General features: G+C 64.4%; 13 protein-coding genes. 9 read left to right on the top strand and 4 right to left on the bottom strand.

Annotated elements, in window-relative coordinates; translation table 11 throughout:
• Positions 1–83: 83 nt before the first annotated feature.
• Both ACUXVA_RS17010 and ACUXVA_RS17005 read left to right on the top strand, forming a co-directional pair.
• Positions 84–1325, top strand: coding sequence for a putative DNA modification/repair radical SAM protein (locus tag ACUXVA_RS17010; RefSeq protein WP_265079239.1), 1242 nt, complete (start codon positions 84–86; stop codon positions 1323–1325).
• 187 nt (positions 1326–1512) lie between these two features.
• The gene (locus tag ACUXVA_RS17005; RefSeq protein WP_265079240.1) at positions 1513–2949 is read left to right on the top strand and encodes a UdgX family uracil-DNA binding protein; all 1437 of its coding nucleotides are present in this window, start codon (positions 1513–1515) and stop codon (positions 2947–2949) included.
• Positions 2950–3107: 158 nt separating this feature from the next.
• On the opposite strand, the gene ACUXVA_RS17000 is transcribed toward ACUXVA_RS17005, so the two are convergent.
• Together ACUXVA_RS17000 and ACUXVA_RS16995 are read right to left on the bottom strand one after the other, a co-directional pair.
• On the bottom strand, positions 3108–3605 hold the full coding sequence (locus ACUXVA_RS17000; RefSeq protein WP_265079241.1) for a YciE/YciF ferroxidase family protein: 498 nt from the start codon (positions 3603–3605) through the stop codon (positions 3108–3110).
• A 136-nt stretch (positions 3606–3741) separates the two neighbouring features.
• Positions 3742–4917, bottom strand: coding sequence for a M20 aminoacylase family protein (locus ACUXVA_RS16995; RefSeq protein ID WP_265079242.1), 1176 nt, complete (start codon positions 4915–4917; stop codon positions 3742–3744).
• Between the two features lie 161 nt (positions 4918–5078).
• On the opposite strand from ACUXVA_RS16995, the gene ACUXVA_RS16990 reads away from it, so the two are divergent.
• The 6 genes from ACUXVA_RS16990 (at position 5079) to ACUXVA_RS16965 (ending at position 10403) form a co-directional block, all read left to right on the top strand.
• Positions 5079–6698, top strand: coding sequence for a GMC family oxidoreductase (locus ACUXVA_RS16990; RefSeq protein WP_445487182.1), 1620 nt, complete (start codon positions 5079–5081; stop codon positions 6696–6698).
• Positions 6695–7603 (top strand): alpha/beta fold hydrolase, encoded by a 909-nt coding sequence (locus ACUXVA_RS16985; RefSeq protein WP_265079243.1) that lies wholly within the window; start codon positions 6695–6697, stop codon positions 7601–7603. The genes ACUXVA_RS16990 and ACUXVA_RS16985 overlap by 4 nt, the downstream gene beginning before the upstream one ends.
• A 126-nt stretch (positions 7604–7729) precedes the next feature.
• Positions 7730–8674: a metallophosphoesterase family protein gene (locus ACUXVA_RS16980; RefSeq protein ID WP_265079244.1), complete on the top strand. Its 945-nt coding sequence runs from the start codon at positions 7730–7732 to the stop codon at positions 8672–8674.
• A 10-nt stretch (positions 8675–8684) separates the two neighbouring features.
• Entirely contained in the window at positions 8685–9014 is a 330-nt protein-coding gene (locus tag ACUXVA_RS16975; RefSeq protein WP_265079245.1) for a cupredoxin domain-containing protein, read from the top strand.
• A 79-nt stretch (positions 9015–9093) separates the two neighbouring features.
• The gene (locus ACUXVA_RS16970) at positions 9094–9654 is read left to right on the top strand and encodes a sigma-70 family RNA polymerase sigma factor (protein WP_265079246.1); all 561 of its coding nucleotides are present in this window, start codon (positions 9094–9096) and stop codon (positions 9652–9654) included.
• Positions 9651–10403: an anti-sigma factor family protein gene (locus tag ACUXVA_RS16965; RefSeq protein ID WP_265079247.1), complete on the top strand. Its 753-nt coding sequence runs from the start codon at positions 9651–9653 to the stop codon at positions 10401–10403. Before ACUXVA_RS16970 ends, ACUXVA_RS16965 begins: the two co-directional genes overlap by 4 nt.
• 20 nt (positions 10404–10423) lie before the next feature.
• Here ACUXVA_RS16965 and hpnO read toward each other — a convergent pair whose 3' ends face one another.
• The gene (gene hpnO, locus ACUXVA_RS16960; RefSeq protein WP_265079248.1) at positions 10424–11815 is read right to left on the bottom strand and encodes an aminobacteriohopanetriol synthase HpnO; all 1392 of its coding nucleotides are present in this window, start codon (positions 11813–11815) and stop codon (positions 10424–10426) included.
• A 124-nt stretch (positions 11816–11939) separates the two neighbouring features.
• Between hpnO and ACUXVA_RS16955 the strand changes: the two genes are divergently transcribed.
• Positions 11940–12650: a DUF2147 domain-containing protein gene (locus tag ACUXVA_RS16955; RefSeq protein WP_265079249.1), complete on the top strand. Its 711-nt coding sequence runs from the start codon at positions 11940–11942 to the stop codon at positions 12648–12650.
• Positions 12651–12688: 38 nt separating this feature from the next.
• Here ACUXVA_RS16955 and ACUXVA_RS16950 read toward each other — a convergent pair whose 3' ends face one another.
• Complete coding sequence (locus ACUXVA_RS16950) at positions 12689–15277, bottom strand: MMPL family transporter (RefSeq protein WP_445487177.1); 2589 nt, start codon at positions 15275–15277, stop codon at positions 12689–12691.
• Between the last annotated feature and the right edge of the window lie 134 nt (positions 15278–15411).

Here is a 15411-nt window from a genome sequence, read left to right as displayed (position 1 = left end):
TAAGACGGCCGGCAGAGTCAATCGGGATCGACCGCCCTCCGGCACGCAGATTTTTTCGCGAATGGAATCAAAGGGATTTTGCAATGGACGTGCAACGCAAGCTGGCGATCCTGGCCGACGCCGCAAAATACGACGCGTCCTGCGCTTCAAGCGGCAGCGAGAAAAAGGACTCCCGCGATGGCCGTGGCATCGGCTCGACGGATGCCGGTATGGGAATATGCCACTCTTATGCCCCGGACGGCCGTTGCATCTCGCTCCTGAAGATCCTGCTCACCAACGCCTGCAACTACGATTGCCTGTATTGTGTCAACCGCGCCTCCAGCAACGTGGCGCGCGCTCGCTTCACCGTCGATGAAGTCGTCACGCTGACGCTCGACTTCTATCGGCGCAATTATATCGAAGGCCTGTTCCTGTCATCGGGCATCATCAGGAGCGCCGACTACACGATGGAACAGGTCGTCGCTGTCGCGCGAAAACTGCGCGAGGAGCATCACTTCAAGGGCTACATCCATCTCAAGACCATTCCGGAGGCCGACGAGGCGCTGATCACCGAAGCCGGCAAGTATGCCGATCGGCTCAGCATCAATATCGAGGTGCCCGAGGAAGACAGCATGGCCAGGCTGGCGCCGGAGAAGGACGTGCACGCCATTCGCCGCACCATGGGCCAGCTACGCCTGAAACTCGACGAAGCCCGCGAAGGCCGCAAGGTGACGCCCAGGGGCAACGTCGCGCCGCGCTTTGCGCCTGCGGGCCAGAGCACGCAGATGATTATCGGTGCCGATGCCGCGACCGACCAGACCATCATCTCGACCTCGGCCAATTTGTACGGCTCCTATCGGCTGAAGCGCGTCTATTACTCCGCCTTCAGCCCGATTCCCGATGCCAGCCGTTCGCTGCCGCTGCGCGCGCCGCCGCTGATCAGGGAACACCGGCTGTACCAGGCCGACTGGCTGATGCGATTCTACGGCTTTGCGTCAGACGAGATCGTCGATGCCGATGACGGCATGCTATCGCTGGAGATGGACCCGAAGCTGGCCTGGGCGCTGCGCCACCGCGAACGCTTCCCGCTCGACGTCAACCGTGCCAGTCGCGAAGAACTTTTGCGCGTGCCCGGCTTCGGCGCCAGGGCCGTCGATCGCATCATTGCCACACGCCGGCTCTCGTCGATCCGCATCGGCGACCTCGCCAAACTACACATTATCAGGAACAAGGCGCTGCCGTTCATCGTTCTCCCCGACCACCGGCCGGCGACATCCGTGCTGGACAGCGCAGGGCTAGCGGAGCGGTTCAGGCCGAAGGCGAGGCAACTGGGATTTGGATTCTAATAGCGCCGCACATTCTCCCGTCATCCTGAGGCGCTCGCCGTGGCGGCGGAGCTCTTGCTCCGCCGCCACGGCGAGCCTCGAAGGATGGGTGTTCAGCGCTTGCGGCCCATCCTCGAGGCCGCCGCTGCGCGACGGCACCTCAGGATGACGGAGAGTTTGTGGCAGCTTTGATGGTTGAGAGTTTTCAATGCATTTCATTTCCCTCGACAGCGACACCGATTTCGACGGCTGGCGCAGCGCGGCGCGGGCGCTGATCTTCAACGGTATCAAGCCGGCCGATGTGACGTGGTCGGTGCGCGACGACGAGCAGGAATTGTTCGCGTCCCATGAAGCTCCGCTCGAGGCGGGTGAAGGCACCTTCAGCGTACCGGCCGCTTTCGTCGACCTCGCAAAATCCGTCATCCTCAACCGCGATCCCGAACGCTTCGCTTTGCTCTACCGCGTGCTGTGGCGGCTGCGGTCCAGCCACGATCTGTTGCAGGTCGCGACAGATCCGGACGTGGCAAAACTGCAGGCCCTAGCAAAGGCGATGCACCGCGACCGGCACAAGATGAAGGCCTTCGTACGGTTTCGCGAGATCGGTCGCGAGCCGAAATCGCGCTACGTCGCCTGGTTCGAACCGGCGCATCACATCGTCGCGGCCACCGCGCCGTTCTTTGCACGACGCTTCGCCGACATGGCATGGTCGATCCTGACGCCGGACGTCTGCGCGCATTGGGATGGCCATGCCATCTCCATCACGCCGGGCGTGCCGAAGAGCGACGCGCCATCGGAGGATCGCCTGGAGGAGACATGGCTGACCTACTACGCCAGCATCTTCAATCCGGCGCGGCTGAAGACCAAGGCGATGCAGTCGGAGATGCCGAAGAAATACTGGAAGAACCTGCCCGAAGCGGTCCTCATCAAGCCGCTGATCGCGGAGGCCGAACGGCTGAGCGGTGCGATGATCGCAGCCGACCCCACCGAACCGAAGAAACTGCAGCGTCGGGAGGCGCCAATGACAAGAACAGCCCATGCGAACAGCGACAGCGTAGACGCATTGCGCGATGAAGCCAGCCATTGTCGCGCCTGCGATCTGTGGAAAGACGCCACGCAGACCGTGTTCGGCGAAGGCCCGCCGCACGCCACGGTGATGATGGTCGGCGAGCAGCCCGGCGACAAGGAAGACCTCGCGGGGAAACCCTTTGTAGGCCCGGCCGGGCAAATGCTCGACCGCGCGCTGCAGGAAGCGGGCATCGACCGCGGCAAGGTCTATGTCACCAATGCGGTCAAGCATTTCAAATTCGTGCTGCGCGGCAAATTTCGCCTGCACCAGAAGCCGAGCGCCGCAGAGATCAAGGCCTGTCGGCCGTGGTACGAGCGCGAGAAGGCTGCGGTGAAGCCGGAACTGGTCGTTGCCATGGGGGCCACCGCGGCGCACAGCGTGTTCGGCAAGGCCACGCCGATCAACAAGAGCCGCGGTCGCATTATCGAAATTGACGATGGCACCCGCGTGCTGGTGACGGTGCATCCGTCCTATTTGCTACGGCTGCCCGATGAGGAGGCCAAGGCACGGGAGTATGCGCACTTTGTGGATGACTTGCGCATCGTCGCAGAGCATCTCAGGAAAAATCAGGCGGCGTGACTTACCATACACACGCCTGTCATCGCCCGGCCTAGCGCGCAACTGCGCGCTTGGACCGGGCGACCCAGTACACACCGCCGCCTGTGCCGAAGCAGCGGCTGCCGTGTTTACTGGATCGCCCGCTTTCGCGGGCGATGACAACTGTGTTTGAGGTAGGCTTAAGCCGCCGCAGCCGTGTTCACCGAAGCCTCGGCCAGCGTGGTCAGGGCAACGTCGGTCTTCTTTTCCTGCTGCAGGGTCTGGTCGAGCAGACGTACCGCATCCTTCATGCCGAGCTGGGTGGCCCACTGCTTCAGCGTGCCGTAGCGGGAAATCTCGTAGTGTTCGACGGCTTGCGCAGCGGCGAGCAGGCCGGCATCGAGCGCCTCGGTGCCCTTGTACTCGTCCATGATTTCCTTGCCCTCGTCGAGGATGCCCATGATGGCGTCGCAGGTCTTGCCGCGCGCCGGCTTGCCCAGCAGCTCGAAGATCTGCTCGAGACGCTCGACCTGGCCTTCGGTTTCGTCATGGTGCTTTTCGAAGGCCGCAGTCAACTTGTCGGACGTGGCGGCCTTCGCCATCTTCGGCAGCGCCTTGAGGATCTGTTTTTCGGCGAAATAGATATCCTTCAACGTATCGAGGAAGAGATCGTTGAGGTCCTTGTTCTTCTCGGCCATGACATTACTCCGTTGCGGTAGCAGGTTGCTCCGCCTCCCCAACGGCACTTTATGTTTTTGGTTCCTGTGGCTGCGATGCCGTGACGAAAAAAGTGTAGTTCGACACTTTTCATGTACGGCACCGCACAAAGCAGGATCACGCGGCCAGCGTGGTCTCCACCAGCTTCACCCAGTACGAGGTACCGAACACGATGGCATCGTCGTTGAAATTGTAGGCGGGGTGATGCAGGCCGGCGCTGGGGCCGTTGCCGCAGAAGATGAAGGCGCCGGGTCGGGCTTCGAGCATATAGGCGAAGTCCTCGGCCCCCATGATCGGGATCATGTCGGCGTTGACGTTGGCGGCGCCCGCCACCTCGCTGGCGACCTGTACGGCCATCTCGGTTTCCGCGGGATGGTTGACCACGACCGGATAGCCGCGGTCATAATGCAGCACAATCTTGGCGCCGGTCTGCAGCGCAACGCCGGCCACCACCTCGTTCATGCGTTTCTCCATGAGGTCCCGCACCTGTGGCTTGAGCGAGCGGACAGTGCCCTTCAGCGTGGCCGTGGCCGGGATGACGTTGTGGGCCGTGCCGGCATTGAATGCGCACATGGACAGCACCGCGGATTCCAGCGGGTTGACGCTGCGCGACACGATGGTTTGCAGGGCGACCACGAGTTGCGCGCCGACCGACACCGCATCGATGGTGTTGTGCGGATAGGCGGCGTGGCCGCCGACGCCCTCGATCTCGATGGTGATGACGTCCATCGCCGCCATGATGGGGCCGGGCCGCAATGCAAACGAGCCGATCGGAAGGTTCGGGCCGTTGTGCATGCCATAGACACGGTCGATCTTGAATCGATCCATCAGCCCGTCGCGGATCATGGCGGCGGCGCCCGCGCCGCCCTCCTCGGCCGGCTGGAAGATCACCACCGCGTCGCCGGCAAAGTTGCGGGTCTCGGCGAGATACTGCGCCGCGCCCAGCAGCATCGCGGTGTGGCCGTCATGGCCGCAGGCGTGCATCTTGCCCGGCGTCTTGGATGCGTAGTCCAGCCCGGTTTCTTCCTCGATCGGCAACGCATCCATATCGGCGCGCAGCCCGATCACCTTGACCTCGCCGCCATTCGCCGGCCGGCGGCCCTTGATCACGCCGACCACGCCGGTCTGTCCGATGCCGGTCACCACCTCGTCGCAGCCGAACGCCTTGAGCCGCTCGGCGACGAAGGCCGATGTCCGGTGGACGTCGTACAGCAGTTCGGGGTGGGCATGGAGGTCGCGGCGCCACGCCATGATTTCCGGTTGCAGATCGGCGAGGCGATTGATGATGGGCATGATTCAGTTCTCGAAGGACATTTGCGGGATTACCCCGTCTGTCTAGCACGTTACGTGCCACCCGCCCAACCGCCTCGCTCATGGCAGGGACGCTGTACAGCCGGCCGCGACAAGGCTATGGGCTTCCGACCCGGCGATCCGACCGTGGGCGGATGGAGACGATGACGACACAGCTTGAAGGTGATTTCGACTATATCGTCGTCGGTGCCGGCACGGCCGGCTGCATCGTCGCCAACCGGCTGTCGGCCGACCCCGGCAAGCGGGTTCTGCTTCTGGAAGCCGGCGGCCGCGACAACTGGATCTGGTTCCACATCCCGGTCGGCTACCTCTTCGCCATCGGCAATCCACGCTCAGACTGGATGTTCCGTACCGAGCCGGAAGCGGGCCTCAACGGCCGCTCCCTCGCCTATCCGCGCGGGAAGGTGATCGGCGGCTCGTCGGCCATCAACGCGATGATCTCGATGCGCGGCCAGGCCGCCGACTACGACCACTGGCGCCAACTCGGCCTCGACGGCTGGGGCTGGGACGACGTGCTGCCGGCGTTCAAGAACCTCGAGGACCACTTCCTCGGCAACAGCGAACATCATTCGACCGGCGGTGGCTGGCGCATCGAGGCGCCACGGCTGTCATGGAAGGTGCTCGACGCGGTCGCCGACGCCGCCGCCGAAATGGGCATCCGCAAAACCTCCGATTTCAACACCGGCGACAATGAAGGCATCGGCTATTTCCACGTCAACCAGAAGCGCGGCCGGCGCTGGTCGTCGGCGCGCGGTTTCCTGAAGCCGGTGCTGCACCGGCCGAACCTGCGCCTCGAAACCGGCGTCATGGCCGATCGCCTGATCCTGGAGAACGGCCGCGCGGTCGGCGTGCGCTTCACCCAGGACGGCGTGACAAAAGAGGTCCGCACCCGCGGCGAAGTCATCCTGTGTGCCGGCGCGGTGGGCTCGCCGCATCTGCTGCAACGCTCGGGCATCGGTCCCTCGGACTGGCTGGCCGCCGCCGGCGTCGACACCGTGCTCGACCGTCCCGGTGTCGGCCGCAATCTGCAGGACCATCTGCAGCAGCGCGCGATCTACAAAGTCTCCGGCGTGCGCACCCTGAACGAGACCTACTACAACCTGATGCGGCGCGGGTTGATGGGACTCGACTATGCCTTCCGCCGGCGCGGACCGCTGACCATGGCGCCGTCGCAGCTCGGCATCTTCACCCGCTCCGATCCGCACCGCGAGCGCGCCAACATCCAGTTTCATGTGCAGCCGCTGTCGCTCGACAAGTTCGGCGATCCCCTGCATCGCTTTCCGGCGATCACGGTCAGCGCGTGCAACCTTCAGCCGACCTCGCGCGGCACCATTCGGCTGCGCTCCGGCAAGCCCGACGACGCGCCGGCAATCGCGCCGCATTACCTGTCCACCGACGAAGACCGCGAGGTCGCCGCCGATGCCATCCGCACCACACGGCGGCTGATGAAGCAGCAGGCCCTGGCGGCCTACCATCCGGAAGAATATCTGCCCGGTCCCTCGGTGGGCGACGACGCGGCGTCGCTGGCCAAGGCCGCCGGCGACATCGGCACCACCATCTTCCACCCGGTCGGCACCGCCAAGATGGGCGCAGCCACCGATCCGATGGCCGTGGTCGACGCGCGGTTGCGACTCCACGGGATCGAAGGGCTGCGCGTGGTCGACGCCTCCATCATGCCGACCATCACCTCGGGCAATACCAATACGCCCACCGCGATGATCGCCGAAAAGGGCGCGGCGATGATTGTCGCGGATGCGCGATGACCGTCGGCCTGCAGCGGCATCGGCTGTGGGTCGATAGCGAAGGCGTGCGCATCGCTGCGCTGCGCTGGGGCGAGGCCACCGACAAGCCGCCGGCGCTGCTGTTGCACGGCACCAGCTTCGTTGCCGAGACATGGGACGAGATCGCCCACGGGCTTGCCGAGCGCTATACGGTCTACGCGCTGGACCGCCGCGGCCACGGCGCCAGCGACAAGCCCGGCCGCTACCACTTCGTGGATTTTGCCCGCGACGTCTGCGCGACGATCGAGGCGCTCGACCTGTCGGGCATCTACGGCATCGGACACAGCGCCGGCGCCACCGACCTGCTGCTCGCCGCGAAGTTGCTGCCCGGGCGCTTCACGCGGTTGTTCGTCATGGAGCCGACCATCATGGATCCGACCGCTTATCCCGGCGACGATGCCCGGCTGAGCGACCAGAGCGCGGCTTCAGTGCAAGGCGTGCTGCGCCGCCAGTCCGAATTTGCGAGCACCGCAGCCGCCTTTCAGCGCTATCGCGCGGCGCCCGCCTTCGCGCAATGGACCGATCCGGCGTTGCATGCCTACATCGCGCACGGCTTCCGGCGGCTTCCGGACGGTCGGGTGCAACTGCTCTGCAGGCCGGAGGTCGAATCCGCGATACTGTTGCCGATCTTCGAGGCGATGGAGCAGGTCTATCGCGGCGACCACAGCGGCAATCCATTCGGCTGGCTCGGCGAGATCGATTGCCCGGTGCGCATCGCCACCGCCGAGACCTCCTGGTCGGTCTACAAGGACATGGCGTCGCGCGCTGCCCGGTTGATGCCGAGCGCCAGCCGCGTCACATTCGAAGGCGTCGGCCACTGCGTCGCCCAGGAGGCGCCGGCACTGCTGCTGCGCGCACTACACGCTTTCGCGGCCGAGGCCGGCTGATACCGTTCACGCGATCGTCATCGGCGCGCCGGCGTTTTCGCGCATCGTGCGGCCCTGCCCGGGAATAAACCGCCGGCCCGGCCGATCCAGTCCCCGTGACCCAATCAAGGGTGATGGAGATTTGCGATGAGCGCCTTCGATCACGACCATGACGACCCCCGCCTCAGCCGCCGCAAGGTGCTGGAGTGCATGACCTGGGCCGGGACCGGCGTGCTGTGGACCATTTCCGGCGGCGTGCCGCGCTCGCTCGGGCTGGTCGACTCGGCACAGGCCGCAGAACCCACCGGCCTGACTTTCCTGCAGATCAGCGACAGCCATATCGGCTTCGACAAACCGGCCAATCCCAACGCCATCGGCACCCTCGAAGAGGCGATCGGCAAAATCAAAGCGATGCCGGTGAAGCCGTCGTTCATGATCCACACCGGCGACATCACCCATCTGTCGAAGGCGTCGGAATTCGACGACGCCGACCGCATCATCTCGCAGGCGAAGCTCGACGTGCATTATGTGCCGGGCGAACACGACTTCATCGACGAGGAGGTCAAGCTGTACAAGGAGCGCTACGGCCGCGGCAGCAAGGGCGCCGGCTGGTATTCCTTCGATGCCAACGGCGTGCACTTCATCGGCCTCGTCAACGTGGTCGACCTCAAGGCCGGCGGGCTCGGCAATCTCGGCGCCGAGCAACAGGCCTGGCTCGAGGACGACCTGCGCGGAAAGTCGAAATCGACGCCGATCGTGGTATTCGCCCATATTCCGCTATGGGCGGTCTATCCGACCTGGGGCTGGGGCACCGAGGACGGCGCGCGCGCGCTCGACTATCTCAAGGGCTTCGGCTCGGTGACCGTGCTCAACGGCCACATCCATCAGGTAATGCAGAAGGTCGAGGGCAACGTCACCTTCCACACCGCGCGCTCCACGGCCTTTCCGCAGGGCACGCCAGGCATCGCGCCCTCGCCCGGCCCGATGAAGGTTGCGGACGAAAAGCTGCGCGGCCTGCTCGGCATCGCCAGCGTCATCTTCAAGCCCGGCGACCAACGTCTCGCCATCATCGACACCCCGCTGCAAGGCTGAGGACAACAGCATGACGTTCCTGACTTTGCGCACTCTCGCGATCCGCGGCGCCGTGGCCGCGGTCCTGGCGTCCCAGATCAGCGCGGCGCGCTGCGAAACCGTCCAGGTCACCATCGACAACTTCACCTTTGCGCCAGCGGCGCTCAGCGTGAAAGTCGGCACCACCGTGACCTGGAAAAACCAGGACGACATCCCGCATACCGTTGTCTCGGCCGGCAAGTTCAAGTCGAAGGCGTTGGATACCGACGACAGCTTCTCGTTCACCTTCACCAGCACGGGCGACTACACGTATTTTTGCTCGCTGCATCCGCACATGACCGGGACGATCAAGGTTGAGTAGCGGTGCAAAGCAAGGCATCAAAACGATGCCCGGACGGTGGTCATCCACCGGCCGGGCACCGGCTGCCACGGACAGAACGATGCCGCTGAACGCACAGGCCAACGATCCGGACCGGACGCGGCGGTTTCGCGACGCCGCGCTGCCGCATCTCGACGACGTCTACACGCTGGCGCGCTACCTGATGCGCGACGCCGATGCCGCCGAAGACGCCGTGCAGGAATGCTATCTGCGCGCGCTGAAGCACTTTGACAGTTTTCGCGGGCCGGCGATCAGGCCCTGGCTGCTGGCGATCCTGCGCAATGTCTGCAATGCCGAATTCGCCCGTCGTGCCAGCGCGCCGGCCGCGGTCGAAGACGTCGCGGACGAGCAGAGCGATGCCGCGCCGTTGTGGCATGAGGCGCAGGACACGCCGGAGACCCAGTTGCTGCGGCGCCGGAATGCCGCCACCGTCCGCCGCCTCGTCGCCGCACTCGCCGAACCGTTTCGCGAAACTCTCGTGCTGCGCGAGGTCCAAAACCTGTCCTATCGCGAGATCGCGGACATCGTCGATGCCCCCGTGGGCACCGTCATGTCGCGCCTCGCCCGAGGCCGCGCTTTGCTGCGGGCCGCCTGGATCGCCGAAGAGGAGCCCAAGACATGACCTGCGACGAGGCGGAGATCCTCATTCATGCGCTGGTTGACGGCGAACTCGACGCTGTCCACGCCAGCGCAGTGGAGACGCATATTGCCGGCTGCCCGCGCTGTCAGGCGGAGTTGCGCATGGCGCGCGACATGAAGAACGCCCTGTCGTCCGGCGACCTGCGCTTCACGGCGTCGCCGCGGCTGCGGCAGCGGATCGAGGCCGCGCTGCCGCAGCCCCGCGTCAGCGACAGGCGCGCGGTGCTGAAGGGTTTTGCCATGGGATCGGCGGTGTCGGCGCTCGCTGCGACCGGACTCGTTGCCATCGTCCTGCGCGACAACGGCGAGCAGCGCATCGCCTCCGACGTGGTCTCGGCGCATCTGCGTTCGCTGCAGGCCGGGCATCTCACCGACGTGCTGTCGAGCGACCAGCACACTGTCAAGCCGTGGTTCAACGGTCGCCTCGACGTGGCGCCGCCGGTGATCGATCTGACGGCACAGGGCTTCACCCTGATCGGCGGCCGGCTCGACACCATTGACGGCCGCGCCGTCGGCGCCATCGTCTATCGCCGGCGCACCCACGTGATCAATCTGTTCGTGGCGCCGGCGGCCAGCGCGGAGCCGCACGCGGCGCGGATCGAAACGGTGCAGGGATTCAATATCAGGCGCTGGAGCGACCGCGGTTTGAACTATTGGGCGGTCAGCGATCTCGGCGTCGAGGAGCTATCGGACTTCGGCCAGAAGTTCGAAAGCGCGATGCACGCGGCGTGACGGATCACGCAACCTGACGATCAGGCGGACTTGCGGACAGCGTTGTCGACAAGCGTCTTGCCGAGCGACCAGATCGCACCGGGCACGCGATGGCTGTCGGCGATCACGGTCTCGAACGAGGTCTCGATCCACTTGCTGTCGGCTTCGGTGATGGTCAGTGGCGGCAGCAACTTGATAGTGTGACTGCCGTGCCCGGAAACCTGGGTGAGAATCTTCTGTTCCTTGAACAGCGGCACCGTGATGAGCTGGCAGAACAGACCCTTGTTGGCGGATTCCAGGATATTCCACGAGGCCTTCAGCCGCAGCGACTTCGGCGGGCCGAACTCGATGCCGATCATCAGGCCCTTGCCGCGCACTTCCTTCAGCAGTTCGAAGCCCGGGATCATGTTCTGCAACGCAAGGCGCAATTCGGCGCCGCGCTTGGCGGAATTCTCCACCAGCCGCTCGTGCTTCATGACCTCGAGCGTGGCGATGCCCGCGGCCATCGCCAGGTCGTTCTTGGCGAAGGTCGAACCATGCACCACGGCGCGGTCCATCCGGTTGAAGATCTTGTCGAAGATGCTCTTGCGGGTCAGCAGAGCGCCGATCGGCACATGGCCGCCGGACAGCGCCTTGGCGAGCAGCACCATGTCGGGTTCGACATTCCAGTGCTCGATGGCCAGGAACTTGCCGGTGCGGCCCAGACCAGTCTGGATCTCGTCCGCGATGAACAGCGTGCCATATTTGCGGCACAGCGCGGCAGCGCCCGGCAGGAATTCGTCGGTGGGTATGTTGACGCCCTTGCCCTGGATCGGCTCGACGATGAAGGCTGCCACCTGCTTGGTCGAGAGCGCCTTTTCCAGCGCCTCGAGGTCGTTGAACGGCACCGAGCTGCAGCCCGGCAGCAACGCGCCGAAGCCGCCGCGAAAATTCGAATCGTCGGTCAGCGACAGCGCGCCATAGGACAGGCCGTGATAGGCGTGGTCGCAATAGAGAATATCATTTCGCCCGGTCGCGTTGCGCGCGAATTTCATTGCCGCTTCGACGGTTTCGGCGCCGGAATTGGCGAAAAATACCTTGTCAAGATAGGGCGTATGTTCCAGCAGGCGCTCAGCCAGAATACCCGCGAGGGTGGACAGGTCCAGTTGCACCAGATTGGGCATGTCGGCGTCGAGCACGCTCTTCAGCGCCTGACGCAACACGGGATGGTTCCGACCAATCGCAAAAACGCCAAAACCGCTCAATAGATCGAGGTAGCGGGCACCGTCGCGATCAAACAGGTACTGGCCGGTTCCGCGCTGGAAGCCGACATCATAGCCGATGGTCTTGAGCACTCGCACCAGTTGTTCATTGAGGTGACGCGCATGCATCGTGCTGCGCTGCGCCTGCCGGTCAACAAACATCTCGGAAACGTCTAGATTCGGATATAGCATGAGATACTTACGTCGGTTGAAGATCGTTTCGTCAACTGAAAACCTTGAATGCGGCGATTTGACTTTGCCGAAAACAGCTACTTATGCATAGGCCTTAACCATGTTGCAGCGCTTCAACTTTACCATGCGGCACTCAATTTACTGCGGAATTCTTTTCTCGGCAGGCCTTGTCTCGGCCGGGCTGACGCCGGCGCACGCCACCGACCCGACGGGAGATTGGCAGGTCGAAGACGGTGTAGCTAACATCCGCGTGGCCGAGTGCAATGGCAGTATGTGGGGAGCAGTGTCCTGGGAAAAGCGTGTCGGGGGCATCGACAAGAACAATCCCGACGTATCGAAGCGGAATCGGCCCACGCTGGGCATGGTGACGCTGATCGACATGAAGAAGAATCCCAAGGCCGATGAGTGGAAGGGCAAGGTCTACGACGCCAAGGACTCCGGCAAGCTTTATGACGCGACCATTCGCCCGAAGGGCCCGGACGAACTAGAGATCGAGGGCTGCCTGGTGTGGCCGCTGTGCGGCAGCCAGACCTGGACCCGCGTCAGCCCGCCGATTCCCTCCAGCCCCACCAACCCACCCAAGGGCGCCGCAACACCGGCGCCTGCCAAGCCGGGCATCATAGCGCGGATCACCGGCACGGCGCCGAAGCCTGCAGCGCCCGCCGCGGGTCAGGCCCCGGCTGCTGCTGCAGCCCCGAAGGCGGCGCCGACCACCGCAGCAGCCGGGTCCAAGGCCCCTACTCCGAAGACCGCGGCCGCGACGGCTGCGACCGGGCAGCCCGCCGATATCGGCGATATCTGCCTGCTGCCGGAAATTGCCCGCCCCGCGCGCTGATCGGCAGCACGGCGCCAGGTAGCCTTCGTTGACCGGGCCTATTCGCCCGGTTCGCGGGGTTTGCCCATGAGCGCCGGCTGGAACAACAGCACCGCCGCCAGCGTCACCACGAACGACAGCGCGAGCAGCTTGCCCATGCTCGCGGTACCCGGATGGCTCGACAGCCACAGGCTGCCGAAGGCCGTGGCCGTGGTCAGCGCACTGAAGAAGATCGCCCGGGTCAGCGCCGACTGCAGCAGGTTGGTGTGGCCGGCACGCCATGCCGTCACATAGTAGATCTTGAACGCGACGCCGACGCCGAGCAGCAGCGGCAGCGCGATGATGTTGGCGAAGTTCAGCGGCAACCCGATCAGCACGCAGATCTCCAGCGTGACCGCGCCGGCGACCAGCAGCGGCACCAGCGTCAGCAGCACGTCGGTGATGCGGCGCAGCGCCAGCCACAGCAGCAACGAGATCGACAGCAGCGCCCAGATGCCGGCATGGATGAACGCCTTGACGATGGTGTCGCCGGATTTCAGGATCGAGATCGGACCGCCGACCGCCAGCGGCTCGGACGCCAGCACGGCGCCCGCAAACTTGCGCAGTGTGTCGTTGTCGTTCGGATCGCCGCCCGGCAGCGCCTGAACGCGGATCTGACCGTCCTTGGTTTTCCAGGCATCGACGAGGTCGGGCGGCAAGGTCTCCAGGCTGACCGGTGCGGCCTGCATCAGCCCGCGCAACTGCGCCAGGGCGATCTGCAGAGGCGCCACGAATGTGGCCTGCACCTTGTCGCGGAGCGCCGGCGTGGCTTCGGCCACCTTGGCCAAGGCGTCGGCGAGACGCTTAGCCGCGACAGCACCCGGCCCGGTCTGGTTACCGGCCACCTTGCGCAGGCTGTCGGCCGACTCCTTCAGGGCCGCGACATTCTCGGCATCCGTGGGTGGCGCATCGACCGAATCCGGATTGAGCGCCGGCTCGAGAATCTTGGCGCCCGCCTTGATCAGCGCCAGTTTGGCCGGCTGGTCCTCGGGCACGAAGCTGTCCAGCGACATGGTGCGGCTGACTTCCGGCACCTTGCTCAGGCGTTGCTCGACCTGCCGGGCGCCGGCTTCATTGGGCGCCATGATGTTGACGGCGTTGGCACCGGTGTTCGGATCCTTGCGCAGGTCCAGGAAGGTGGCGATCGATTCGACCTTTGGATTGCGCAGGTTGATGGGGTTGAAGTCGAACTGCAGGAAGTACAGCAGCGGCAGCCCGGCGATGGCGACCAGCAGGGTGCCGCCGATGATCCAGTAGCGCTGCTTCTCGAGGAAATGATCGACCGGCGCCAGAAACGCATAGCCCAGCGGTTCCTTCTCGCCGGCCGGGTTCAGCAGGTCGAGCAACGCCGGAAGGATGGTGATGCTGGTGAGGAAGGCGATCATCATGCCGGCGCCGGCGATCTTGCCAAGCTCGGAAACGCCCTTGTAGTCGGTCGGCAGGAACGACAGGAAGCCCGCGGCCGTGGCCAACGCAGCCAGCGACAGCGGGATCGCGCAATACTCCGCGGCCTTGATCAGGGCGCCCTGCAGGTCGCCGCTCTTGTAGCGTTCCGAGCGATAGCGAACGCTGAACTGGATGCCGAAGTCGACACCGAGGCCGACGAACAGCACCGCGAAGGCGATCGACAGCAGGTTCATCGATCCGACCATCATCAGGCCGACGGCCGTGGTCATCAACAGTCCGGAGATCAGCGTGACGAACACCGCGAAGATGATCTTCACCGAATGCAGGGCCATCCACAGGATCAGCAGCACGATCAGGATCGTGCCGATGCCGTTGACCACCGCGCCGTCCTGCACCGTCGCGAACTCCTCGTTGGCGATCGGCACCGGGCCGGTCAGCCGGACCCGCGCGCCATACTCACCGGCGATGTTGAGATCGACCGCCGCCTGGCGAATCGCGTCGGTGGCTGCCTTGCCCGGCTCCAGCGCCTGGAAATCCATGATCGGCTTGATTTCGATGAAACCGCGCTTGTCGGCGTCGGTCAGCGGCTCCGGGCTCACCAGCTCGCGCCACGAGAAGGCCGTGGGGGTGCCCTTCAGCACCGTTTCGACGGTCTGCGCGACCGATGAAAATGTCTTCGCCGTATTGTCCAGCGGCAGCCGGCCGCGCCGGACACCGACCAGGCCGGTTTCCAATGCGCCGGTCAGGCCGCGCAGGCTCGGATCGCCAGCCAGGATTTCGATCAACGGCGCCGCCGACTGAAACTGGCCGGTCATTTCCGCGACCTCGGCCGTGGGCAGGAATAACAGCCCGTTCTTCTCGAAGAAATCCCCGGCGCCGAGCCGGCGAACCGAGTCGAAGTTGCTGGTATTACTATGTAATTTCTTTTCCATCGCGGCTGTCGCGGCATTCGCGAACTCCGGCGTCGGCGCCTCCACCACGGCCAGAATCAGCCGCTCCTGGTCGAACGCCTTGTCGAAGGCGATGTCACGTTTGCGCCAGTCGAGATCCGGCGAGATCAGCGTGTTGATGTCGGTGTTGATGCTGAAATGTTTGGCCGTGTAGAAGCCCGCGCCAATCGCCAGGATGAGGGAGACGACGACCGTAGGAATCGCAAAGCGAGTGCAGGCTCTAACAATGGAGACGACAAAAGTTGTCAGCACACTTTTTCTTTCTTTTCAGGGTAGGCTTGCAAGGAAGGCGGATAACCTTGCGAGGCGCACGGCTCATTCTTTGCGGTTGAACACACTTTATTCAATCGACCGGGAAAATGGCATAAAACATGCCCTAAGGGCTG

It is taken from the genome of Rhodopseudomonas sp. RCAM05734 (genome assembly GCF_052658035.1).
This window is presented reverse-complemented; position numbering and strand designations above follow the sequence as displayed.

Excerpts from the sequence above, each read along its gene's own strand:
- ACUXVA_RS16990 (WP_445487182.1), top strand. The coding sequence starts at position 5,079 with ATGACGACACAGCTTGAAGGTGATTTCGACTATATCGTCGTCGGTGCC.
- ACUXVA_RS16955 (WP_265079249.1), top strand. The coding sequence starts at position 11,940 with ATGCGGCACTCAATTTACTGCGGAATTCTTTTCTCGGCAGGCCTTGTC.
- ACUXVA_RS16965 (WP_265079247.1), top strand. The coding sequence starts at position 9,651 with ATGACCTGCGACGAGGCGGAGATCCTCATTCATGCGCTGGTTGACGGC.
- ACUXVA_RS17005 (WP_265079240.1), top strand. The coding sequence starts at position 1,513 with ATGCATTTCATTTCCCTCGACAGCGACACCGATTTCGACGGCTGGCGC.
- ACUXVA_RS16970 (WP_265079246.1), top strand. The coding sequence starts at position 9,094 with ATGCCGCTGAACGCACAGGCCAACGATCCGGACCGGACGCGGCGGTTT.
- ACUXVA_RS17000 (WP_265079241.1), bottom strand. The coding sequence starts at position 3,605 with ATGGCCGAGAAGAACAAGGACCTCAACGATCTCTTCCTCGATACGTTG.
- ACUXVA_RS16985 (WP_265079243.1), top strand. The coding sequence starts at position 6,695 with ATGACCGTCGGCCTGCAGCGGCATCGGCTGTGGGTCGATAGCGAAGGC.
- hpnO (WP_265079248.1), bottom strand. The coding sequence starts at position 11,815 with ATGCTATATCCGAATCTAGACGTTTCCGAGATGTTTGTTGACCGGCAG.
- ACUXVA_RS16975 (WP_265079245.1), top strand. The coding sequence starts at position 8,685 with ATGACGTTCCTGACTTTGCGCACTCTCGCGATCCGCGGCGCCGTGGCC.
- ACUXVA_RS16995 (WP_265079242.1), bottom strand. The coding sequence starts at position 4,917 with ATGCCCATCATCAATCGCCTCGCCGATCTGCAACCGGAAATCATGGCG.
- ACUXVA_RS17010 (WP_265079239.1), top strand. The coding sequence starts at position 84 with ATGGACGTGCAACGCAAGCTGGCGATCCTGGCCGACGCCGCAAAATAC.
- ACUXVA_RS16980 (WP_265079244.1), top strand. The coding sequence starts at position 7,730 with ATGAGCGCCTTCGATCACGACCATGACGACCCCCGCCTCAGCCGCCGC.